At 66.6% G+C, this 20,891-nt stretch carries 20 protein-coding genes and 1 other RNA gene; 13 read left to right on the forward strand and 8 right to left on the reverse strand.

The annotated features are described in order from the left end of the window. Window positions 1-22 precede the first annotated feature (22 nt). Complete coding sequence (locus GOAMR_RS16485) at window positions 23-1,393, reverse strand: acyl-CoA dehydrogenase family protein (RefSeq protein ID WP_005190374.1); 1,371 nt, start codon at window positions 1,391-1,393, stop codon at window positions 23-25. Between the two features lie 167 nt (window positions 1,394-1,560). On the opposite strand from GOAMR_RS16485, the gene GOAMR_RS16490 reads away from it, so the two are divergent. Further along, window positions 1,561-2,220: an MBL fold metallo-hydrolase gene (locus GOAMR_RS16490; protein ID WP_005190377.1), complete on the forward strand. Its 660-nt coding sequence runs from the start codon at window positions 1,561-1,563 to the stop codon at window positions 2,218-2,220. Between the two features lie 49 nt (window positions 2,221-2,269). On the opposite strand, the gene hisN is transcribed toward GOAMR_RS16490, so the two are convergent. After that, a complete protein-coding gene (hisN, locus tag GOAMR_RS25375; RefSeq protein ID WP_005190379.1) occupies window positions 2,270-3,070 on the reverse strand; it encodes a histidinol-phosphatase in 801 nt (266 codons plus the stop codon). A 33-nt stretch (window positions 3,071-3,103) separates the two neighbouring features. On the opposite strand from hisN, the gene GOAMR_RS25380 reads away from it, so the two are divergent. The 9 genes from GOAMR_RS25380 to GOAMR_RS16540 all read left to right on the forward strand — a co-directional run bounded on the left by GOAMR_RS25380 (window position 3,104) and on the right by GOAMR_RS16540 (window position 10,729). Next, window positions 3,104-3,469, forward strand: coding sequence for a hypothetical protein (locus tag GOAMR_RS25380; protein WP_005190382.1), 366 nt, complete (start codon window positions 3,104-3,106; stop codon window positions 3,467-3,469). A 50-nt stretch (window positions 3,470-3,519) separates the two neighbouring features. Then, window positions 3,520-4,635 carry a peptide chain release factor 2 gene (gene prfB, locus GOAMR_RS16505; protein ID WP_005190385.1) on the forward strand — a complete coding sequence of 372 codons (1,116 nt, stop codon included), beginning with the start codon at window positions 3,520-3,522 and terminating at the stop codon, window positions 4,633-4,635. Window positions 4,636-4,640: 5 nt separating this feature from the next. Then, on the forward strand, window positions 4,641-5,591 hold the full coding sequence (locus tag GOAMR_RS16510; protein ID WP_005190388.1) for a mechanosensitive ion channel family protein: 951 nt from the start codon (window positions 4,641-4,643) through the stop codon (window positions 5,589-5,591). A 3-nt stretch (window positions 5,592-5,594) separates the two neighbouring features. After that, the gene (locus tag GOAMR_RS23745) at window positions 5,595-6,032 is read left to right on the forward strand and encodes a hypothetical protein (protein WP_005190392.1); all 438 of its coding nucleotides are present in this window, start codon (window positions 5,595-5,597) and stop codon (window positions 6,030-6,032) included. Window positions 6,033-6,082: 50 nt separating this feature from the next. Beyond that, window positions 6,083-6,769, forward strand: a complete 687-nt coding sequence (ftsE, locus tag GOAMR_RS16520; RefSeq protein ID WP_005190395.1) for a cell division ATP-binding protein FtsE — start codon at window positions 6,083-6,085, stop codon at window positions 6,767-6,769. A 121-nt stretch (window positions 6,770-6,890) separates the two neighbouring features. Further along, window positions 6,891-7,799: a permease-like cell division protein FtsX gene (ftsX, locus tag GOAMR_RS16525; protein ID WP_005190397.1), complete on the forward strand. Its 909-nt coding sequence runs from the start codon at window positions 6,891-6,893 to the stop codon at window positions 7,797-7,799. Window positions 7,800-7,814: 15 nt separating this feature from the next. Beyond that, a complete protein-coding gene (gene smpB, locus GOAMR_RS16530; RefSeq protein ID WP_005190399.1) occupies window positions 7,815-8,288 on the forward strand; it encodes an SsrA-binding protein SmpB in 474 nt (157 codons plus the stop codon). Window position 8,289: 1 nt separating this feature from the next. Further along, entirely contained in the window at window positions 8,290-9,567 is a 1,278-nt protein-coding gene (locus GOAMR_RS16535; protein ID WP_244427436.1) for a glycoside hydrolase family 27 protein, read from the forward strand. Window positions 9,568-9,763: 196 nt separating this feature from the next. Further along, window positions 9,764-10,729: a neutral zinc metallopeptidase gene (locus tag GOAMR_RS16540; RefSeq protein WP_138943780.1), complete on the forward strand. Its 966-nt coding sequence runs from the start codon at window positions 9,764-9,766 to the stop codon at window positions 10,727-10,729. Between the two features lie 102 nt (window positions 10,730-10,831). Here GOAMR_RS16540 and GOAMR_RS16545 read toward each other — a convergent pair whose 3' ends face one another. Further along, the gene (locus GOAMR_RS16545; RefSeq protein ID WP_005190408.1) at window positions 10,832-11,977 is read right to left on the reverse strand and encodes an acyl-CoA dehydrogenase family protein; all 1,146 of its coding nucleotides are present in this window, start codon (window positions 11,975-11,977) and stop codon (window positions 10,832-10,834) included. 228 nt (window positions 11,978-12,205) lie between these two features. Between GOAMR_RS16545 and ssrA the strand changes: the two genes are divergently transcribed. After that, window positions 12,206-12,578: a transfer-messenger RNA gene (gene ssrA, locus GOAMR_RS24285) on the forward strand. 108 nt (window positions 12,579-12,686) lie between these two features. On the opposite strand, the gene GOAMR_RS16550 is transcribed toward ssrA, so the two are convergent. Genes GOAMR_RS16550 through GOAMR_RS16560 form a run of 3 tightly spaced genes read right to left on the reverse strand, consistent with a single transcriptional unit; the run spans window position 12,687 to window position 15,663 of the window. Continuing rightward, window positions 12,687-13,550: a 3-hydroxyacyl-CoA dehydrogenase family protein gene (locus GOAMR_RS16550; RefSeq protein WP_005190410.1), complete on the reverse strand. Its 864-nt coding sequence runs from the start codon at window positions 13,548-13,550 to the stop codon at window positions 12,687-12,689. After that, window positions 13,547-14,458 (reverse strand): hypothetical protein, encoded by a 912-nt coding sequence (locus GOAMR_RS16555; protein WP_005190412.1) that lies wholly within the window; start codon window positions 14,456-14,458, stop codon window positions 13,547-13,549. Before GOAMR_RS16555 ends, GOAMR_RS16550 begins: the two co-directional genes overlap by 4 nt. Next, window positions 14,455-15,663 (reverse strand): CaiB/BaiF CoA transferase family protein, encoded by a 1,209-nt coding sequence (locus GOAMR_RS16560; RefSeq protein WP_005190415.1) that lies wholly within the window; start codon window positions 15,661-15,663, stop codon window positions 14,455-14,457. Before GOAMR_RS16560 ends, GOAMR_RS16555 begins: the two co-directional genes overlap by 4 nt. A gap of 132 nt (window positions 15,664-15,795) precedes the next feature. Between GOAMR_RS16560 and GOAMR_RS16565 the strand changes: the two genes are divergently transcribed. Both GOAMR_RS16565 and GOAMR_RS16570 read left to right on the forward strand, forming a co-directional pair. Then, entirely contained in the window at window positions 15,796-16,659 is an 864-nt protein-coding gene (locus tag GOAMR_RS16565) for a 3-hydroxyacyl-CoA dehydrogenase NAD-binding domain-containing protein (protein WP_005190419.1), read from the forward strand. A 112-nt stretch (window positions 16,660-16,771) separates the two neighbouring features. Continuing rightward, a complete protein-coding gene (locus GOAMR_RS16570; RefSeq protein ID WP_005190422.1) occupies window positions 16,772-18,187 on the forward strand; it encodes an NAD(P)/FAD-dependent oxidoreductase in 1,416 nt (471 codons plus the stop codon). Window positions 18,188-18,220: 33 nt separating this feature from the next. Here the strand turns inward: GOAMR_RS16570 and GOAMR_RS16575 are convergent, their stop codons facing one another. Together GOAMR_RS16575 and GOAMR_RS16580 are read right to left on the reverse strand one after the other, a co-directional pair. Beyond that, on the reverse strand, window positions 18,221-19,726 hold the full coding sequence (locus GOAMR_RS16575) for an APC family permease (RefSeq protein WP_005190425.1): 1,506 nt from the start codon (window positions 19,724-19,726) through the stop codon (window positions 18,221-18,223). Between the two features lie 174 nt (window positions 19,727-19,900). Continuing rightward, complete coding sequence (locus tag GOAMR_RS16580; protein WP_005190427.1) at window positions 19,901-20,785, reverse strand: formate/nitrite transporter family protein; 885 nt, start codon at window positions 20,783-20,785, stop codon at window positions 19,901-19,903. Between the last annotated feature and the right edge of the window lie 106 nt (window positions 20,786-20,891).

Here is a 20,891-nt window from a genome sequence, read left to right on the forward strand (position 1 = left end):
TCCTAGACCTTGCGCCGTGTCGTCAGAGGACGACGATGCCCTCGCCGATGCCCGCACCGCGCAGGTCGCGGTACCAGCGCTCCACCGGATGCTCCTTGGTGAAGCCGTGGCCGCCGAGCAGCTGCACGCCGTCGAGGCCGATCTGCAGGCCCTTGTCGATGGTCAGCTTGCGCGAGAGCGCGGCCTCGCGCGCGAACGACAGACCCTGCTCGGCGCGCGAGGCACCACGCAGGGTGACCAGGCGGATCGCGTCGAGTTCGGTGGCGATGCCGGCCACCATGAAGGCGACGGCCTGACGGTTGGAGATCGGCTCGCCGAACGCCTCACGCTCGTTGACGTACGGGATCACGTAGTCGAGGACGGCCTTGCCGGTGCCGGCGGCCAGCGCCGACCAGCCCAGGCGCGAGAGCCGCACCACGTCGCGGTAGGCGGCGAACGCCTCCTCGCCGGGGGCCTCACCGAGCAGCGCCGACTCGGGGACGGCCACGTCCTGCAGTAGCAGGCGGCCCATGCCGGCGGCACGCACGCCCATGCCGGGATCGGCCTCGATGATCAGGCCCTTGGAGTCGGATTCGACGATGAACAGCGCGGGCTTGCCGTCGAGCTGGGCACCGACGATGAACAGCTCCGACGATCCGGCGGCCGGCACGAACGACTTCACACCGTTGAGGCGGTAGCCGCTGGGCACCCGGGTGGCCTTGGTCTGCAGCGCGAACGCGTCGAACAGGGGACGCGGTTCGGCGATGACGACAGCCGACTGCGGCACGTCCTCGCCGGCGAAGTCGGGCAGGTAGGTCTTCTGCTGGCCCTCGGAACCGAAGTTGGTGAGGGTGGTGGCCACGCCGCTCGGGGCGAGCAGCGGCAGCGCCAGTCCCATGTCGCCGTACGCCATCGCCTCGGCGACCAGCGCGTTGGTGACCACACCACGCTCGGAGGCCGCGCCGTCGAACTCCTCGGGCACGTTGATCATGGTGATGCCGAGTTCGGCGGAGCGCTTGAGGATCTCCTCGGGGGCGCTGGCGTCGTGATCGGCGTCGTAGGCTGCCGGACGCAGGATCTCGGTCGCGAAGTCCATGACGGTCTCGGCGATCATCTGCTGCTCGTCGTCGGGCGTCAGGTTGAAGTAGTTCTTGGTGGACTTCGCCGGGCGTGCTGCCTCACCCGAACCGCCCTGTACCTTCTTGAAGGCGCGGCCTGCGGCACCGAGCGACTGGAAGCCGGTCTTGGTGGCCTGGTAGGCGACACGGTTGATGGGTTCGCGGAGCTGGTACTTCTCGGCGAACTCGGAGCCGGTGACCGTGGACAGCACGCGCATCGCGGTGCCGATGAAGTTGCGGGGATGCGGGTTCTTTCCGACTGCGGAGGTATCGCGCGGTTCGGCGTGAGTGGTCATGTCCTCAGCTCTTCTTCCTGGGGTATCCCCGGGATGTGGATGGAAACGTTCGCACCGATCTTACTCGGTAGTAAGAACAAACCTTACTACTCGGTAGGTAGGTTGTCACGCATCCGGGTGAACTTGTTCCAGCAACGCGTGCGCGGCAGTGGTGGAACAGTGGAAACATGCAGATCACGCACTTCGGTCATTCCTGCCTGCTGGTGGAACTCGACGGCACCCGGATCCTGTTCGACCCCGGCAACTTCTCCCACGGATTCGACGGCCTGACCGGCCTCGACGCGATCCTGGTGACCCATCAGCACCCCGACCACTGCGACGTCGCGCGCCTGCCCGATCTCGTGGCCGCCAACCCCGGCGCGGTGCTGTACGCCGACCCGCAGACCACCGCCCAGCTCACCCGCGACAACGTCGCCGGAACCTGGACCGCCGCGAGCGCGGGCGACCAGGTTTCGGTGGGTGCGGTGTCGGTCCGCGTGACCGGCGGCCGGCACGCCGTCATCCACCCCGAACTCCCCGTCATCGACAACGTCGCCTACGTCCTCGACACCGCCGATTCGCGAGGCCGCTTCATGCACCCCGGCGACTCGTTCTACATCCCGTTCGAGAAGATCGACGTCCTCGCCCTCCCGTCCGCCGCCCCGTGGATGAAACTCAGCGAATCCGTCGACTACCTGCGCGCCATGGCCCCCCGCGTGGCCGTCCCCATCCACCAGGCGATCCTCTCGGACGCCGGCACCGGCATCCACTACGGCCGCCTCGCGGAGATGAAGGCCGACGCCACCGAGTTCCGCGTCCTCGACAAGGAATCAGGAACAGACCTGTAAACCTTGCTGTCAGGTCCGGAATTCCGGAACTGACAGCTAGCTTTACGGGTTACGGGGCGAGGGCGGACAGGACGGCGTCGTGGAGGTGACCGTTGGTGGCGACCGCATTGCCGCCGCCGGGGCCGGAGGTGCCGTCGAGGGCGGTGAACCGGCCACCGGCCTCGCGGACGATGATGTCGAGCGGGGCGAGATCCCACAGCGAGACCTCGGGTTCGCAGGCGATGTCGACGGCACCCTCGGCGACGAGGCAGTAACTGAAGAAGTCGCCGTAGGCGCGCACCCGCCACACCTCGTCGGTGAGGTCGAAGAACTTCTCGCGCAGGCCGCGTTCGGCCCAGCCTGAGATACTGGAGAACGACAGCGACGACGACTCCAGATGTGCGACGCCCGACGCCGAGATGGCGTGCGCGGGCTGGTCGTCGAAGGCGACGAACGCGCCCTGGCCGGACCCGGCCCACCAGCGCCGGCGCAGCGCGGGCGCCGACACCACGCCGACGACGGGCACACCGTCGACGAGCAGCGCGATGAGGGTGGCCCACACCGGGACGCCGCGCACGAAATTCTTGGTGCCGTCGATCGGGTCGATCACCCACTGCCGTCCCGACAGCACCGCGTCGCCCCCGAACTCCTCGCCGAGGATCTCATCGCCCGGCCGCATCGCCGCCAGCCGTTCCCGCACCAGCGCCTCGCACGCCAGGTCGGCGTCGGAGACGGGGGTGAGATCCGGTTTGTCGTCGACGCGCAGGTCGACGGCACCAAACCGGCGCATCGTCAGCGCGTCGGCCGATTCGGCCAGCGACAGGGCGAGTTCGAGATCGTCGGCAATCGTGAAGGGATTCTCTGCAGGCACGGGGGCCAGCGTAGCGCCGGTAGGCTGGCGACCATGCTTGAGTTCGTCTTCATCATCGTGCTCGTGGCCGTGCTCGTGATGTTGGTGATGCAGTGGCGGGGTGGACGCGGCGGAAAGGGACTGTCGCAGGCCGCGGCCGCGCAGTACGTGCAGGGCACGTTCACAGTGACCGGTGTGTCCGAGCGGCCGGCTGAGACAGACAAGAACGGCGACAGCTACTGCACCATCTCGGGCACCATCACCGGTCCGCAGACCAACCCGACGGAGGTGTACGGGACGCTGGTCATCGGGGCGCTCGGGTCGTGGCCCCATCACGGTTCCGACATGCCGGTGATCTACAAACCGGGCAAGGCCGAGACGACGTGGCGGTTCGGGACCCTGGAGGAGCCGTCGGCGTAGCCGGGCTGTGACCGCGGGGTCGTGACCGCGAGGCGGTACTCTGAAGAATTGTGCATCCCGATGTGACCGTTGATCTCGAATCGCTTGACGCGACCCTCACCACCGTCGAGAAAGTCGTCGACCTGGAGGAACTGCGCCGTCGCATCGACGAACTGGAGATGCAGGCGTCCGATCCCGAGTTGTGGAACAACCAGGACCACGCCCAGAAGGTGACGAGCGAACTGTCGCACGCCCAGGCCGAGTTCCGGAAGGTCAGCGAACTCCGCCAGCGGCTCGAGGACATGCCCGTCCTGTACGAGCTCGCCGAGTCCGAGGAGGGCGAGGACCGCACCGCCGCCCTGGCCGACGCCGACGAGGAGCGGGCCGCGCTGCGCACCGACATCGAGGCGATGGAGGTGAAGACGATGCTGGCCGGCGAGTACGACGCGCGCGACGCCCTGGTCAACATCCGCTCCGGCGCGGGTGGCGTCGACGCCGCGGACTGGGCGCAGATGCTGATGCGTATGTATATCCGGTGGGCGGAGAAACATCACTACGGAGTTGAGGTCTACGACACATCCTATGCGGAGGAGGCCGGCATCAAGTCGGCGACGTTCGCGGTCAAGGCGCCCTACATGTACGGCACGCTGTCGGTGGAGCAGGGCACGCACAGGCTCGTCCGGATCAGCCCGTTCGACAACCAAAGCCGCAGGCAGACGTCCTTTGCGGAGGTCGAGGTGCTGCCCGTGGTGGAGACCACCGACCACATCGACATCGCCGAGACCGACCTGCGCGTGGACGTGTACCGCTCGTCCGGGCCGGGCGGTCAGTCCGTCAATACCACAGATTCCGCGGTCCGCCTCACCCACATACCGACCGGTATTGTGGTGACCTGTCAGAACGAGAAGAGCCAGCTGCAGAACAAGGCCGCCGCGATGCGCGTGCTTCAGGCCAAGCTGCTCGAACGCAAACGACAGGAGGAGCGTGCCGAACTTGACGCACTCAAGGGGGACGGCGGATCCAGCTGGGGCAACCAGATGCGCTCGTACGTCCTGCACCCGTACCAGATGGTCAAGGACCTGCGCACCAACGTCGAGAACAACAACCCGTCGGCTGTGCTCGACGGTGAGATCGACCCGTTCATCGAGGCCGGCATCCGCTGGCGGATGGCCTCTGCCGACGCCTGAGCAGCATGTTCGCTGACCTGGGGGCGGCGCCGTCGACGACGGTCGCCGCGGCGACGGTGCCCTACCAGTCGCTGGTCGGGGACTGGTACCGGTGGCTGGCCACCGACGGTCTGTCGATCCTGCTGTGGATTCTGGGCGCGGCGATCGTCATCCGGTTCATCCGCTGGCTCGGCGAGCGGTACAGCGAGCGTTTCGAAGCGGAATTCGCCGGCAGCGACATGCTGGTGCGTTCGGAACGGTCCAAGCACATGCGCACGGTGATCCAGGTGATCAGCTGGACGTTGATCGTGCTCGTCGCGCTCATCGGTGGCCTGAAGATCCTGGGCATCATCAACGTGCCCATCACCAGCCTCGTCGGTCCCTCCGCGGTGATCGGCGCGGCGCTCGGTTTCGGCGCCCAGCGCGTGGTGCAGGACCTCCTCGCCGGATTCTTCGTGGTCACCGAGAAGCAATACGGATACGGCGACGTGGTCAACCTCGCGGTGACGGGCGGCGCCACCAAACAGGGCACCGTCGAGGACGTCACCCTGCGCGTGACCAAGCTGCGTACCAGCGACGGCGAGGTGGTGACCGTGCCCAACGGGCAGATCATCACCGCCACCAACCTGTCCAAGGACTGGGCGCGGGCCGTCGTCGACGTACCGGTCCCCGGTGAGGCCGACATCGCGCGCGTCACCGAGATCCTCGAGCAGGTGGGCGAACGGTTCTTCGACGACGAGCGCTGGCACAAGTATCTGCTCGACGCGCCGGCCCCGCTCGGGATCACCGACCTCGAACTCGACTCGCTCACCATCCGGATGGTGGCTCGCACCCTGCCCGGTCAGCAGTTCGCGGTCAGCCGCGCCCTGCGCAGCCGGATCGTGCGCGCGCTCGCGGCCGAAGGCATCAGCGTGCGCGAGGTACCCACGCACACCGCCCCTGCCGCGATCGGAGCTGCCGGCGAAGGAGGTGTGTAACCGATGGGAGAAGACGGACCCAAGGTCATCTACCGCACCCGCATCCGGGTGCGCACCGCGATACTCGTGGCGGCGTTTCTGGTGCTGCTGGCGGTGTACGGCTACACATCGGAGCGGTACCCACCTGAGGAGAAGGCAGGTAGGCCGGTCAGCACCGTTCAGGAGCAGGCGAAGTCGACTCGCACGCCGTCGTCGACGTCATCGACAAAGAGGACGTCGTCGACCACCGAGAGCAGCAGCGCCGGCGAAACCGAGGAGACCACCACCGACGAGGAGTCCTCGACCGACACCACCGACACCTCGGACGAGACGCTGACGAGCACGGCCCGGCGGCCGAAGCTCACCACCACGTCGGTGCCCGGTATCCCGGTGCCGATCCCGCGGATCACCACCGAGGACGGGGACGAGACGACGACGGCCGAGGAATCATCAGCGCGGTAGTACGCGAGCCTGAGCGTTGTTCTCAGGGGCCGTGGCTACACTGACTTGCTGTGATCAAGCTGGAGAACGTCTCGATGAAATACAAGGCGTCGAGTCGGCCTGCGTTGTCGGGGCTCAATTTAGAGGTGGACAAAGGCGAATTCGCTTTCCTCATCGGGCCGTCCGGTTCGGGCAAGTCGACGTTTTTCCGTTTGCTCCTCAAGGAGGACAAGCCGACCACCGGCGAGGTGTTTGTCGGGGAGTATCACGTCAACCGGCTCAAGGCCCGGATGGTCCCCAGGCTGCGGCAGTCGGTGGGCTGTGTGTTCCAGGATTTCCGGCTGCTGCAGCAGAAGTCGGTGGCCGACAATGTGGCGTTCGCGCTCGAGGTGATCGGTAAGCAGCCACAGGTCATCCGCAAGGTGGTCCCCGAGGTGCTCGACTACGTGGGCCTGTCCGGCAAGGCCGACCGCATGCCCAACGAGCTCTCCGGTGGTGAGATGCAGCGCGTGGCCATCGCCCGCGCGATTGTCAACCGGCCGCTGGTGCTGCTCGCCGACGAGCCCACCGGAAACCTCGACCCGGAGACCAGCGAGGAGATCGTCGACGTCCTCGACCGGGTCAACCGGCGCGGCACCACGGTCCTGATGGCCACCCACGACCGGCACATCGTCGACGCGATGCGGCGGCGGGTCCTCGAATTCGACAGCGGGCATCTGGTCCGCAACGACGAACGCGGCGTGTACGGCATCGGCTGACCGCCTACCGGACCGCGTCAGCCCCGCACGCCGAGACTCCCTCGCGCGGTGCACGCGGCACCCGGCGACCACCTTCCGCCCAGCGGCACCCGACCCGGGGCCACCACGACAACGGAGCACGATGCGCGCGAACTTCATCTTCAGCGAGGTCCTCAACGGGCTGCGCCGCAACGTCACGATGACCATCGCCATGATCTTGACCACCGCCATCACCCTGGCGATGTTCGGCGGCGGTCTGCTGGTCATCCAGATGGCGGACAAGAGCCAGAAGATCTTCCTCGACCGCGTCGAGATGCAGTTCTTCATGAACCTCGACGTGAGCAAGTCCGACCCCGACTGCCAGAAGGCCCCCTGCTCGACGCTGCGCACCGAACTGGAGAACGCGCAGGGCGTCGCGACCGTCACCTACATCTCGCAGAAAGAGGCCTACGAGGCGTCGAAGGAGGCCTTCGCCGACAGCCCGGAGATCGCGGAGATGATCGACCCGTCGAGCACCCAGGCGGCGCTGCGGGTGCGGATGAAGGACGCGGACCGGTTCGGCGCGGTGCTCGACGAGTTCGCCGACCGTAAGGACCTCGGCGTCGACAGCGTGCTCGACCAGCGCGACCTGGTCAAACGTATCTTCAGCGTGCTCGACGGCGCGCGCAACGCGGCGTTCGCGGTGGCGGTGGTCCTGGCGATCGCGGCGATGCTGTTGATCGTCAACATGATTCAGATCGCGGCATTCACGCGGCGCACCGAGGTATCCATCATGCGCCTGGTGGGCGCCACCCGCTGGTACACCCAATTGCCCTTCCTGCTGGAGGCGGTGGTGGCCGCCCTGGCCGGCTCATTCCTGGCGATCGGCGGGCTGTTCGGGGCCAAGGCGCTGTTCTTCGACCGCGCCCTCGAAGACCTGTACGGCGTCAATATCCTTGCCCGCATCACCAATTCGGATGTGCTCGTGGTGTCGCCATGGCTCATCGCCGGCGGAATTCTGTTGGCCGGAATCACGTCGTATGTCACGCTTCGTGTGTACGTCCGTGAGTGAGGAGGTGAAATAACCATGCCCAAGGAGAAGGGTCGCAGCGTGATCGCGACCAACCGCAAGGCGCGGCACAACTATGCCATCCTCGACACCTACGAGGCCGGTATCGCGCTCGTCGGCACCGAGGTGAAGGCGTTGCGCGACGGAAAGGCGTCGCTGGTCGACGCGTTCGCCACCGTCGACGATGGCGAGGTGTGGCTGCGCGGCCTCAACATCGCCGAATACGGTCACGGCTCGTGGACCAACCACGCACCCCGCCGTAACCGCAAACTGCTGCTGCACAGGCGCGAGATCGACAATCTGATCGGCAAGATCCGCGACGGCAACCTGACATTGGTCCCGCTGTCGCTGTACTTCAACGACGGTCGGGTCAAGGTCGAGCTGGCTTTGGCCCGCGGTAAGCAGGCCCACGACAAACGTCACGACCTCGCCAAACGAACCGCCCGGCGGGAAGTGGAGCGAGAGGTCGGCAGGCGCGTCAAGGGTATGTGAGTTGAGACCGGACCACCGTCGTCGCCGTGGGTTGTGCGCCGCCGTCGCCGCGCTGGCGGTGGCGGCCCTCGCCGTCGGATGCACCGATAGCCCCGAGGACCGGCTCGGCGGCGAACGACCCGCGATCGAGGGGGTGGCGCAGACCCCTCCGATGGGGTGGGACAGCGGTCCGTCGCTCGGGTGCAAGGTGTCCGAGGAGACTATCCGGCAGCAGGCCGACGCACTGGCGTCGTCCGGTCTGCGCGCCGCCGGCTACCGCTACGTGATCGTCGGCGACTGCTGGTCGGCCCGGGAGCGGGCCGCGGACGGCACTCTGCTTCCAGATCCGGTCCGCTTTCCGTCCGGGATGGCCGCGCTCGGCGAGTACCTGCACGCCAGGGGGCTGCTCTTCGGGTTGTCGTCGGCGGCCGGAACCCGCACCTGCGCGCAGCATTCGGGCCGCAGCGCGGGCAGCACCGGGAGCCTGGGCCATGAGTCCCGCGACGCCGCGACGTTCGCGGAGTGGGGTGTCGACTACCTTTCGTACGACTGGTGTTCGGGCCAGTCGGACCGTGGCGAGCAGATCGCCGCGTTCACCGCCATGCGCGATGCGCTGCGCGGGTTGCACACACCGATCGTGTACGCCATCAACCCCAATCGCGGGCTCGATGCCATCCGCCCCGGCAGTGACGCCTACTGGGGCGGGGTCGCCACGGTCACCAGGGTCACCGGGCCGACCGGTCCCGCGTGGTCCACCGCGGGTCGGGACAAGAAGGTGCAGGGCGTCGTCGAGGTGACCGATTCGCTCGCGCCGCTTGCCGGCCGGGTGCGGCCGGGCACCTACAACGATCCGGGCCTGCTCATGGTGGGACTTTCCGACGGGGCGGGCGATCTGACCGAATCCGAGCAGCGTACCCAGCTGTCGATGTGGGCGATGATGGCCGCACCGTTGATCCTCGGGGTCGATCTGACCTCGATGCCCGCGTCGGCGGCGCGGACGCTCACCAATACCGCGATCGTGAGGATCGATCAGGATGAGCGGGTCAGTGCGGGTGCCCGCGTCGCGAACAATCCGGAGGTATGGTCGCGGGCCGTCGGGGACAAGGGCCTGGTGGTGTCGTTGACCAATCGCGGCAAGGCGCCCCGCAAGCTGTCGGTGGCGCTGAGCGACCTCGGGCTCAACGGTGACGCGACGGTCGCGGGCGTCGACGCCTGGACCGGTGAGCGGCATCAGGCGGTCAACGGCAGACTCACCGTCACCGTCGCCGCGCACGACACCGCCGTGCTCACCATCGTCTGACCTGAACAGACGCTTAACTGATGTGCCACACCGGTTCGTGGCCGTGGGCCGATCATTTGCTTCGCCGACACCGCGGATAGGCCCGGCCCGGACCTGCTACCTTTCTCACACTCGGCCCGCGGGGGGCCGCCCGCTTTTCGTGATCGGAGAAAAAGTGCGAGTGGTCCATTCCCCAAGAGCGCGTGGGGTGCGCGCGATGATCGTGGTCGCGGTGGCTGTGCTCGGTACGGTCACCGGATGCTCGGATGTGCTCTCATCCCAGGATGATTCGGCTTCACCACCGGGGGTCTCGGCGCCGGCCGACGGCGGCGGCCAGAATACGGACGGAGACCGCGGCCAGGACGATTCGGGATCGTCGAATGGAAATCCCGGTACCTGCCAAGGTGATTCGTGCCCGAAGCTGCCCACGCCGTCGAGCACGTTCGAGGGCAGCGGCGTCACCGCCGACAACACCGACAAGACGGTGTCCCCGTACCTGGCCTCCCTGCTCGACGACCTGGATTCGGCGTGGGGTGCCTGGTTCACCGAACTCAACTGGGGCGATCCGTCTACGGGACGCAAACTCATCGAACCGGGCACCACCTACACCACCGACTGCACCAGCGACGACAAGAAGATCGGCGAGATCTCCTCGGACCTGAAGAACGCGTTCTTCTGCGCCGTCGATACCCAGCCGAACGGCAAGGGCAAGCCCACCGAGGGCACGATCATCCTGCCCGTCGAGACTTTCGCCGGGATCTGGAAGGGTGACGTGTTCGGGGCGTCGGTGCCGTCGGTGATCGTCGGTGACTTCACCGCCGCCACCGTGGTGGCGCACGAGTACGGCCACAACATCGTGTTCCGGATCGCGGACGCGCTCAAGATCCCGGAGAGTTCGTTCCCGCAGGGCAACAATCTGGAGCTGATCGCCGACTGCTTCGCCGGCAACTGGGCGGCAACGGTTTTCGACCGCGACGATTTGTCGCTGCGCAACATCCTGCAGGCCGCGACCCTGCTGCCGATCATCGGTGACACCGGCCCCGATCAGGGTCACGGCACCACACGCGAACGTGCGGCGGCGATCACCACGGGTCTGACGGGTAAGTCGCTGCCGACGTTCGAGCGCCGGGGCCAGCCGTCAGATTGCCTCGCCAAGTACTGGCCCGAACGGTTCTCCTCCTAGAGCGAAAAGCAGGAGGGGGCGAAAGGCAGGAGGGGGTGGGCGAGCCGGGTCATGGCCGATCGCTCACCCGCCGGCGGCGACGGGGAGCGATCGGTGCCTGGTTCACAACCCGAGGTCGCGTCCCACGATGTCCTTCATGATCTCGGTGGTGCCGCCGAAGATCGTCTGGATCCGGATGTCGGTGTACGCGCGGGCCACCCGGTACTCGTTCATGTACCCGTAGCCGCCGTGCAGCTGCAGGCAGGAGTCGATGACCTTCTTGCTCAGTTCGGTGCACCACCACTTGGCCTTGGATGCGTCCACGGCGGTGGCCTCACCGTCGAGCACGCCCTGCAGGCAGCGGTCGATGTAGGCCTGGGCGATGTCGAGTTCGGTGGCCATCTCGGCGATGGTGAACCGGTTGGCCTGGAACGTGCCGATCGGCTTGCCGAAGGCCTTGCGGTCCTTCACATACTGCACCGTCTCGTTGAAGATCGACCGGGCGATCGCGGTAGCGGTGATGGCGATCGACAGCCGCTCGGACGGCAGGTTGTGCATCAGGTGGTAGAAGCCGCGGTTCTCCTGGCCGAGCAGGTTGGCGACGGGCACCCGGACGTTGTCGAAGTGCAGTTCGGAGGTGTCCTGCGACTTGAGGCCCATCTTGTCGAGCTTGCGGCCCCGTTCGAAGCCCTCCATGCCGCGTTCGACGACGATCAGGGAAAACGCCTTATGCCCGGCGGCCGGGTCGGGATCGGTGCGGCACACCACGATCACCAGGTCGGAGTTGATGCCCGAGGAGATGAAGGTCTTGCTGCCGTTGACGACGTAGTGGTCGCCGTCGCGGACGGCACTGGTCTTGATGCCCGCCAGATCGCTGCCGGCGCCCGGCTCGGTCATCGCGATGGCGCCGATGGTCTCGCCGGAGGCGAAGCCGGGCAGCCAGCGCTGCTTCTGCTCGTCGTTCGACAGGGAGATGAAGTACGGGGTGACGACGTCGTTCTGCAGTGTGAAGGCAGGTGCGGTGGCGGCATCGGCCAGTTCCTCGGCCACGACGGCGTTGAAGCGGAAATCGTCGACGCCCGCGCCACCGAACTCCTCGGGCACGTTGAAACCGATGAGCCCGGCCTCGCCGGCTTTGCGATAGATCTCGCGGTCGACCTGCCCGGCGGCGATCCACTCACCGGCGTGCGGATTGATCTCCCTCTCGATGAACGCCCGCGCGGTCTGCCGGAACTGCTCATGCTCGGACTCGAAGATCGATCGCTTCATCGTTCGTATACCTTCCGGTCATAGGTGTGTTGGCCGTAACACTACATCTCTACATGTCCCGCGGACCGAGCGATCGCTCGGGGTCGCGTTTCGCGTATTTTCGCAGGTCATCAGCCGAACATGGCAACAAGGCGGCAGGTGCGGGGAGTGTGGAGAAAACAGGGATGAAAAGTTGCCGAGGTGTTGTTAGTATCGAGTGCCCGCCGGGAAACCGGAGGGACCTGACTCGGGGCTGATCGGATTCGACTACGTGCGCCGAGGCAGGGGAAGCGTGCCGGTGCAGGCCAGAGACCACCGTATAAGCGTCGCGGCAACCAATTAAGCGCCGATAAGAATCAGCGCGACTACGCCCTCGCTGCCTAAGCAGCCAGGCTAGTCTGTCGGCCCGAGGGTGCTCTCACCTCGGCCCCCGGCATCATCTTCGGGAGCTCACCGTCTCCGCCGGTCGCGGGTGGGGACGGGACAACTCACAGCGACTGGGATCGTCATCTCGGCTTGTTCGCGTGACTGAGAGATCCGAGTAGAGACACAGCGGACTGCGCACGGAGAAGCCCTGCCGACTCGACGGAGGACCCGGGTTCAATTCCCGGCAGCTCCACGAGAGCCCCTCACCTGTTACCGCAGGTGAGGGGCTTTTCTCATGCGCGATGCGGGTTAGCGGCCGCAATGTGGGGCCGCGGTGCCCACAAGCGTGCCCACGCTGCGGTCGTCAGGAGTAGTCGTAGAACCCGGTGCCGGACTTGCGGCCCAGCTTGCCCGCGTCGACATACTCGTGCAGCAGCCGCCGCGGACCTTCCGGCAGATGCGGATTCTCGGCCGCGTAGTGGTCCTCGATGTCGAGAACCACGTCGAGGCCGACGCTGTCCATCATCTGGAACGGCCCGACGGGCATGTGCCAGTTCAGCCGGAACATGGCGTCGATGTCCTCGGGGCGGGCCACCCCCTCGGCGACCACCTGCAGGCTCTCGCGTTTGATGGCCGCCCACACCCGGTTGAAGATGAAGCCGGTGCTCTCCCGCATCGCCACGAACGGGTGGATGTCGTACTCCGGCAGAATCGCCTGCAGGCTCGACAGCAGTTCGGGGTCGGTCTGGCCGTCCGACATCAGGTCGACGGCGTTGGAGCGCGGCGGCATGTAGAAGTGCATGTTGCACAGCCGCGACTTGTCGCGCACCTTCTCGCTCATCAGCCGCGACGCGTACGACGACGAGTTGGTCGCGAAGATGGTGCCGGCGTCGGCGAGCTCGTCGATCTGACCCCACACGTCGATCTTCAGGTCCAGGCGTTCGGGCACCGCCTCGACGACGAGCCACGCTCCGGCGAGGGCCTCTGCCAAGCTCGATACCGGCTCGGCCCGGCCGACGGCCCCGGAGCCACGGTCGGCGACCATCTGCGGCAGGGTGGTCGCGACGAACTCGGCGCCGGCCTGAGCCTGCGCCGGATCCGGGTCGTAGATCCTGCTCAGACCGCCGCGGCTCGCGAACATCAGCGCGATGCGCCTGCCGAGGGTGCCCGCCCCGAGGACGGCGACCGGCCGGTCCTGAACGTCGGCGAATGTGACCGCGTAACTCACCGGGATGCCTCCAATCCGTAGATGCCCGTGACCGGGCCGCCGAGGTGTGTCAGTAGCGTGTCGGAACCGTCGCGCCCGATCCGCCGGATTCGTCCGGACAGGTCCGAGACGTAGATGGCCACGCTGTCCACGGCCAGCCCGATGGCCTCGCGGAAACCGTCGGCCAGGACCTCGGGCGTCGCGCCGGGCTGCCCGGCTGCGGGCAGTGCCGCCCGGTTGAGCGTGTTGCCCAGCGGTGGCGCGCCCCGGTCGGTCCAGTACAGGTCGCCGTCGTAGATCTCGAGGTCGATCGGCTCGGGCAGGTCCTCCCACAGCACCTCGATGTCTGTGCGGCGGTTGGCCGACTCGCCCTCCGGTACCGACAGCCCGGCCCGGAAGATCCGGCCGCGCCCACCCTTGGCCGGTCCCTTCTGAGTCCAGTAGAGATGCCCTGCCGCGGCGTCAATGGCGACCCCGACGCATTCGGCCATCTTGTCGGGGGCCGGCGGGTTGATCACCTCGTCGCGGCGGTCGGTGCCGTCGAGACGAATGCTGCTGACCCGCAGGCCCTCCCGGTCACCCCAGTACAGTCGGTCGACGCCGTCGAAGGCGATCTGCTTGCCGGTGACCACGCTGCCCCGGCCGGTGAGGTCGCGGCGATTGCCTCCGTCCCGGTCGATGGCGTGCACACCGCCGTTGGCCGCGCCGTAGTCCCGGCCGGCCTCGCCCGGGATGTCCGGATCCTTCACCGAGGCACCCATCGTTGTCCAGTAGACGGTGTCGCCGATCATGAGGATGCCGTCGGGTGCTCGTCCGGTGCCGTCGTAGAGCTGCTCCACCTGCCCGTCGGGGATGCGGACACGCTGAATGTCGTGGGTGGCGATCCCGAGGACGAGCAGCCGGTCGAACACCGCGCCCGTCGCGCTCATGCGACCGCGCCGGACGACCGAAGCGTCGCCACTCTGTCTGTGTCGTAACCCAATTCGGTCAGGATCTCGTCGGTGTGCTGCCCCGGCGAGGGAGGCATTCGCGGCGGGACCGGTTGCTGGCCGGCCAGCCGGAACGGGGTGGCCACGGCTTTCAGACGCTCGTCGTCGGGGAAGGTCTGCACCATCTCGTTGACATAGATCTGCGGGTCGTCGGGAATGTCCTCGGAGGTGGCGACAATGTCGAACACGATCCCCGCCTCGCTCAGCGTTGACGCCCAGTGGGCCCGCTCCCGGCTCGCGAATGCGGCATCCATGATATCTACCAGTGCGCGGGCGTTCTTGAGGCGCAACGGTTTCGACGCGAAATCCGGGTGGTCGATCAGATCGGGCCGGCCGAGGCAAGTCGCCAGCGACGGCCAGTGCCTGTCCTCGTTGAGGATGGTCAGGATGAGCCACTTGCCGTCGGCGCACTGATAGTACGCGCCGAGTGCGTTGAGACTCGCCTCGCGCGGTGGGCGTGGGATGAAGGTGGCACCGCAGAGTGCGGCTGTGGCCATATAACTGTTGGCCCACAACCCGTTCGCCAGCAGCGACGACGACACGTAGGTGCCCTTGCCGGTGCGTTCGCGTTGATAGAGCGCGGTGACGACGGCGGCGAACATGGTCATCGCCGACGGATGGTCACCCTGCCCGACGACGGACCGGGCGGGGACCGCGCCGGCGTCGCTGCGGACGGTGTCCATCATTCCCGAGCGGGCCCAGTACGAGGTGGTGTCGAAGCCCGGTTTGGTTGATTCCGGTCCGGTCTCCCCATATCCGGTGAACGAGCCGTAGATGATCTTCTCATTTCGGGCAGCAAGGGTCTCGTAGTCCAAATGGAGTTTTTGCCGGACTTTCAGCGGATAGTTGGTGACGAAGACGTCGGCACTGGCCACCAGGTCGTGCAGCACCGACTGCCCATCCGGGTCCGCGAGATTGAGGGCGATCCCGCGTTTGCTGTGCGCGTCCATCAGCCACGCGAAATCGTGCTCGCAGACGGGATTTCCGGGGAGTTTGGGAAGCTGACGGTACGGGTCGCCCATGCCGGGCGGTTCGATCTTGATGACGTCGGCACCGAGGTCGGCCAGAATTGTCGTCGATGCCGGCGCAGCGATATAGCTGCCGCAGTCGATCACCCGAAGTCCGTCGAAAACATGCGAATTCATGCCGCCTCCTCAATCGCGCTCCCATCGGAGTTGTTATCGAACATAACCAATTCCCGAACGGTGCGAGGCTGATCCGGTAGACCGGTGACAGTGGGTGTGCGAGTGGCGCCTCATGCGAGGAAGGGAGTACTCATGCCGATTGTGACCATCGTCGGAGCCGGGGTGATCGGTATCTCGTGGGCAAGGCTGTTCGCCGGTGCCGGGTGGGAGGTTCGTGTCAGCGACCCCCGGCCCGACCTCGAACAGGCACTGCAGGGTATCGACGCCGCGGCGGTGGCGGACCTGGCCGAGGCGTTGCGCGACGCGGACTTCGTCCAGGAGAACGGCCCGGAGCGGATGGAGCTGAAGCGAACGCTGCTCAACGCGGCCGCCGAACACGCGAAGGGTGATGCGATCCTGGCGTCGTCCACATCGTCGCTGCTGCCGTCGGCGCTGTCCGAGGGCAACCCGGCCGCCGACCGCATCCTGGTCGGGCACCCGTTCAACCCGCCGGAACTGATGCCGCTGGTGGAGATCGTGCCCTCACCCGCGACGTCGCCCGAGGTGGTCGAGCGTGCCTACGCCGTGTACGAGAGCCTCGGCAGGCAACCGGTGCGGCTCAAGCAGGAGATCCGCGGCTTCGTCGGCAACCGATTGCAGAAGGTGTTCGCCGAGCAGGCCAGTTACCTTGTGCAGCAGGGGATCATCGAACCCGGTGAACTCGACACCCTGGTGCGCAATTCGCTAGGCCTGCGGTGGGCGACGATCGGCCCGTTCGAATCCCGTCACCTCGGTGGCGGGCCCGGTGGTATCCGGCACCTCGCGGCCAATGTGGGATCGCAGATGAACTTCGAGAACGGCATGCCCGATCCCGCGCTGAACGAGAAGGTGTTCGAGTCGGTGGAGGCCGCCTACGGGACGGGAGTCGACAGCTACCGCGAGCTCGCGGAGCGTCGCGACCGACGCACCCGGGCCATTCTCGCCGCACTCAAGGAGGCCGACGAACAGGAGGACTGAACCGGCCAGGGGTGCGCAATGTCGGTTCTCCTGACTGCGCACTTTCTCCGGTGACCGAGCTGTTTCGGCTATATGGTGATCGAAACCGTTCGCCGGACATCGAGGAGAACTCATGACCTGGGCTTCCGTTTCCACCGAGCGGTCGAAGGCGATGGTGGCCGGGGCGTCGCCGGAACCCTACTGGCTCGACCGCCCCGAACGTCCGGCGCCCCGCGCGCGACTCGCCGCCGACACCGAGGCCGACCTGCTGGTCGTCGGTGGCGGATTCACCGGACTGTGGACCGCGGTGCAGGCCGCCGAACGGCACCCGGGGCTGCGCATCGTGCTGGTGGAGCGGGACCGGATCGCCGAGCATGCCACCGGGCGCAATGGCGGATTCTGCGCGGCCAGCATCACCCACGGTCTCGGCAACGGATTGACGCGCTGGCCCGACGAGATGCCCACCCTGGTGCGGCTCGGCAAGCAGACGCTCGACGAGATCGAGGCGGCGATGGAGCGTCTCGGTATCGACGCCGATGCCGAGCGCGCCGGCGAGGTCGACATCGCCAACTTCGATTGGCAGGCCGCCGAATTGGCCGAGGTCGTGCAGGACGCGGCGGCCGTCGGGCTGACTGTGGACCTGCTGTCCGCGGAGGCGGCCCGGGCGCGGGTCAAGTCACCCATGGTCGCCGGTGCCACCTTCGACCCGGACGTGATCGTCCTCGATCCGGCGAAACTCGCGTGGGGCCTGGCCGCCGCGGCCGAACGCCTGGGTGTGACGATCCACGAGCACACCGAGGTCGGGAATCTGAAGTCGGTGGGGGACAGGGTGGTCGCAACCACCGGCTACGGTTCGGTCACCGCGGCCAAGGCGGTGCTGGCGACGTCGGCAAGTCCGTCGCTGGTGCGGCGCCTGCGGCTGTACACGGTGCCGGTGTGGGATTACGCGATCATGACCGAGCCGCTGTCCGACGGACAACTCGCCTCGCTCGGCTGGGCCGGTCGCGAGGGCCTGGCCGACGCCGGACCGCGCTTCCACTACTTCCGGCTCACCGCCGACAACCGGATCCTGTTCGGTGGCTGGGACGTGCTGTACCACTTCGGATCCGACTCCGACCGCCGGCACGAGTTCGAGCCGGCCGAGTTCGCGTTGCTCGCCGAACACCTGCTCCAGTTCTTCCCACAGCTCGAGGGCATCAAGGCCACGCACACGTGGGGCGGACCGATCGACACCTGTTCGCGGTTCAGTGCCTTCTGGGACACCTCCCACTCCGGACGCGTCGTCACCGTGGTCGGATTCACCGGACTCGGGGTGGGTGCCAGTCACTTCGGGGCGACGGTGGCGCTCGACCTGCTCGACGGGGTGCGTAACGAACGCACCGAACTGGAGATGGTCAAGACCAAGCCGATCCCGTTCCCGCCCGAGCCCGCCCGTTGGCTGGGTGTGAACATCACCCGCCACCAGATCGCCAGAAGTGAACGGCGGCAAGGAAAACGTGGCCTGTGGCTGACGATCATGGACAAGACCGGTCTGGGCTTCGACAGCTGACGGCTGCCCGGACGGTCAGTTGCGGCGGGATCGTCAGTAGACGTCGGGCACCATCACCTCGGTGTCGGCTGTCAGTGTCTTTCCCTGGAAGAAATCCTTCCGGTGGGCGAAGCAGGCCAGCATCAGCGGGATACCCAGCACGAGCATGCCCACCCCGAGGATGAAGACACCGCCGACACCCCCGATGGACGTGGCGCCGTAGTCCTCGGCGAACATGTCGACGGCGGACTGGACGAACGCCCACGTCATCGAGATGCCACCGAGCAGCGGCAGCAATCCGCGCATGAGGAAATTGCGGACCGAATCGAACAGGGTGGCGCGGAAATACCAGACGCAGGAGAAGGCGGTGATGCCGTAATAGAAGGCCACCGCGAGCCCGAGCGAGGCGATGGAGTCGGCGAGGGTGTCCTCGCTCAGCAACGACAGCACGAGGTAGAACATCAGCGCCGACGCACCCATCACGGCGGTGCCGAAATCCGGTGTCATATAACGCGGATGGATGCGGGCAAACTTGTCGGGCAGTGCCTTGTAGACGGCCATCGACAGGCTGCCGCGCGCGGTGGGCAGGATGGTCGACTGGGTCGACGCCAGCGCCGACACACTGACGGTCAGCAGCAGCGCCGAGGCCATCAGCCCGCCCGCCACCGGATCGCCGAGAATGGTGAGCACGTCGTCGGCGTTCTCGGGATTGTTCAGGCCGATACCTGTGTCCCCGAATCCCGCGAACGCCTGTACCGCGTAGGCGACCAGGACATAGGTGGCGACGAGGATCAGGCAGGTGATGATCGCGGCCTGGCCGGGGGTCTTCGCCGGATTCTTCGTCTCCTCGCTCACCGCCAGGCAGGCGTCCCATCCCCAATAGATGAAGATGCACAGGATGACCGCCGCCGCGATCTGCGACTGGCTCAGATCGCTCGGCCATAACCAGCTCAGCTCCGGTGTGATCGCCTGGTCGCCGGCCTTGTCGAAACCGACTTTCACCAATGCGATGACGCTGGCGAGGATCAGCACCGCGAACTGGATCACCATCAGCACGGCCTGCAGCCGCTCACTGATCACGATTCCGCGGATACTCACCCAGGTCATGCCGGCGATGAGAATGCACCCGAATGCGACCTTCACCCACAGATTGTCGGCCCAGGAATCCAGATGCAGGAAGCGCAGCATGTAGATGCCCGCGATCTCGGCGACATTGGCCAGCACGATGATCGCCGACACCGCCAGGCCCCAGCCACCGATCCAGCCGATCCACGGTCCGAATGCCCTTGTACCCCAGGTGAAGGTGGTGCCGCAGTCGGGGGTGTCGGCCGCGAGTTCCTTATAGGCGAAGGCCACCAGCAACATCGGCAGAAAGGCGATGAGGAACATCGCCGGCGCCTTCTCGTGCACCTCGTAGACGACATAGCCGAGCGTCGCGGCGAGACTGTAGGTGGGCGCGGTGGCCGACAGACCGATGGTGACGTTGCCCAGCAGGCCGATCGAGCCTGTGCGCAGGCCCTTGTCCATCGGGTCGGATTGAACTACGGGGTTCTCTGTCATCTTCGCGTTCTCCCGATCGCCACGACATGTGCGCTCAGACTACGGTCGTGGTGGTCGTCGCGCCCGGCACTGGGCGAAATTCATAGCCGGGCAGAAATCACGAATCTGCGCAATAAACAAAACGGAGTCCAGGTGCTACATTTTGGCACCCGGACTCCGAATTGATGGCCAGGATCAACGGGTCACGTCGACCTTGGCGGGTTCGGCCACCGCAATATCGGTGGTGTGGGGGGTGAGGCTCGCGGGCAGCCGCGGCTCACGGGTCTTGGCGTGCGTCCAGTACATCGTCAGACCGACGAACGACAGGCCGCCGACGACGTTGCCGAGCACGGTGGGGATCTCGTTCCACACCAGGTAGTCACCGATGGTGAAGTCGGCGCCGAGCAGCAGGCCCGACGGGAACAGGAACATGTTGACGATGGAATGCTCGAAGCCCATGTAGAAGAACAGCATGATGGGCATCCACATGGCGGCGATCTTGCCGATGACGGTGTCGGACATCATCGCGCCGGCCACCCCTGTGCACACCATCCAGTTGCACATCATGCCGCGCACGAACAAGGTGAGCATCCCGGCCGCGCCGTGTTCGGCGTAGCCGACGGTCCGGCCGTGCCCGATCTCACCGATCGCCTGCCCGACCGCGTTGGGGTCGGTGTCGAATCCGTAGGTGACGATGATCGCCATCAGCACGGCGACGAGGAATGCGCCCAGGAAGTTGCCGAGAAACACCAGGCCCCAGTTGCGCAGCAGGGCCTTCATCCCGATGCCGGGCCTGCGATCGATCCACGCGAGCGGCACCAGCATGAACACGCCGGTCAGCAGGTCGAAGCCCATCAGGTACAGCATGATGAAGCCCACCGGGAACAGCAGCGCCCCGAGCAGCGGCTGTCCCGTGTTGACGGTGACGGTCACCGCGAACGCCGCGCCCAGGGCGAGGATTGCGCCGCCCATGAAGGCACGGATGATGGTGTCTCGCGTCGACAGCAGCGCCTTGTACTCGCCCGCGGCGACCAGCCTCTTCACCAGGTCTGCGGGTTTCACATATGAAACGTCGGACATCGGTTCCAGCTCCTTGTACGCCGCGTCGGCGCGGCATGTTCGGCGTTCCGGCCCGCGTCGTCGGGGGCAGGAGGACTGCCGAACAGAGTCGCCGTCGGGGATTGCC

Source organism: Gordonia amarae NBRC 15530, assembly GCF_000241345.1.
GTDB lineage: Bacteria > Actinomycetota > Actinomycetes > Mycobacteriales > Mycobacteriaceae > Gordonia > Gordonia amarae.

Bases quoted from the DNA above. Each gene is read 5' to 3' on its own strand.
- GOAMR_RS16485 (WP_005190374.1), bottom strand. From the start codon at position 1,393: ATGACCACTCACGCCGAACCGCGCGATACCTCCGCAGTCGGAAAGAAC.
- GOAMR_RS16490 (WP_005190377.1), top strand. From the start codon at position 1,561: ATGCAGATCACGCACTTCGGTCATTCCTGCCTGCTGGTGGAACTCGAC.
- GOAMR_RS25380 (WP_005190382.1), top strand. From the start codon at position 3,104: ATGCTTGAGTTCGTCTTCATCATCGTGCTCGTGGCCGTGCTCGTGATG.
- GOAMR_RS16510 (WP_005190388.1), top strand. From the start codon at position 4,641: ATGTTCGCTGACCTGGGGGCGGCGCCGTCGACGACGGTCGCCGCGGCG.
- GOAMR_RS23745 (WP_005190392.1), top strand. From the start codon at position 5,595: ATGGGAGAAGACGGACCCAAGGTCATCTACCGCACCCGCATCCGGGTG.
- ftsX (WP_005190397.1), top strand. From the start codon at position 6,891: ATGCGCGCGAACTTCATCTTCAGCGAGGTCCTCAACGGGCTGCGCCGC.
- smpB (WP_005190399.1), top strand. From the start codon at position 7,815: ATGCCCAAGGAGAAGGGTCGCAGCGTGATCGCGACCAACCGCAAGGCG.
- GOAMR_RS16540 (WP_138943780.1), top strand. From the start codon at position 9,764: ATGATCGTGGTCGCGGTGGCTGTGCTCGGTACGGTCACCGGATGCTCG.
- GOAMR_RS16545 (WP_005190408.1), bottom strand. From the start codon at position 11,977: ATGAAGCGATCGATCTTCGAGTCCGAGCATGAGCAGTTCCGGCAGACC.
- GOAMR_RS16555 (WP_005190412.1), bottom strand. From the start codon at position 14,458: ATGAGCGCGACGGGCGCGGTGTTCGACCGGCTGCTCGTCCTCGGGATC.
- GOAMR_RS16560 (WP_005190415.1), bottom strand. From the start codon at position 15,663: ATGAATTCGCATGTTTTCGACGGACTTCGGGTGATCGACTGCGGCAGC.
- GOAMR_RS16565 (WP_005190419.1), top strand. From the start codon at position 15,796: ATGCCGATTGTGACCATCGTCGGAGCCGGGGTGATCGGTATCTCGTGG.
- GOAMR_RS16570 (WP_005190422.1), top strand. From the start codon at position 16,772: ATGACCTGGGCTTCCGTTTCCACCGAGCGGTCGAAGGCGATGGTGGCC.
- GOAMR_RS16575 (WP_005190425.1), bottom strand. From the start codon at position 19,726: ATGACAGAGAACCCCGTAGTTCAATCCGACCCGATGGACAAGGGCCTG.
- GOAMR_RS16580 (WP_005190427.1), bottom strand. From the start codon at position 20,785: ATGTCCGACGTTTCATATGTGAAACCCGCAGACCTGGTGAAGAGGCTG.